This is a genomic window from Citrobacter sp. VF227 (genome assembly GCF_052950715.1).
Window position 1 is genome coordinate 1 of sequence record NZ_JBRFVF010000429.1, and the last position, 461, is coordinate 461.

Here is a 461-nt window from a genome sequence, read left to right on the forward strand (position 1 = left end):
AAGGAAATCCACGCGCGCATCCCGGATACCCACTTGGTGATGCACGGTTCCTCCTCGGTGCCGCAGGAGTGGTTGAAGATCATCAACGAGTACGGCGGCGAGATCGGCGAAACCTACGGCGTGCCGGTCGAGGAGATCGTCGAGGGCATCAAGTACGGCGTACGCAAGGTCAACATCGACACCGACCTGCGTCTCGCGATCACGGGCGCGATCCGCCGCTACATGTTCGAGAATCCGGGCAAGTTCGATCCGCGCGATTACCTGAAGCCCGCGCGCGAAGCGGCGAAGAAGATCTGCGTCGCGCGCTATCTTGCGTTCGGCTGCGAGGGCCAGGCGGCGAAGATCAAGCCGGTGCCGCTCGAGAAGATCGCCGCGAAGTACAAGGCGCGCGACCTCGCGCAAGTGGTGAGTTGAGTCTGTAGTACGACCTGGCCGGCCCGCGAGCGAGCCGGCCGGGCAAG

At 64.0% G+C, this 461-nt stretch carries 1 protein-coding gene; it reads left to right on the forward strand.

All coding sequences use genetic code 11. The annotated features are described in order from the left end of the window. The coding region (locus ACU8YC_RS27150; RefSeq protein WP_446896280.1) for a class II fructose-bisphosphate aldolase at nucleotides 1-414 on the forward strand (414 nt) is incomplete at its 5' end. Nucleotides 415-461 lie beyond the last annotated feature (47 nt).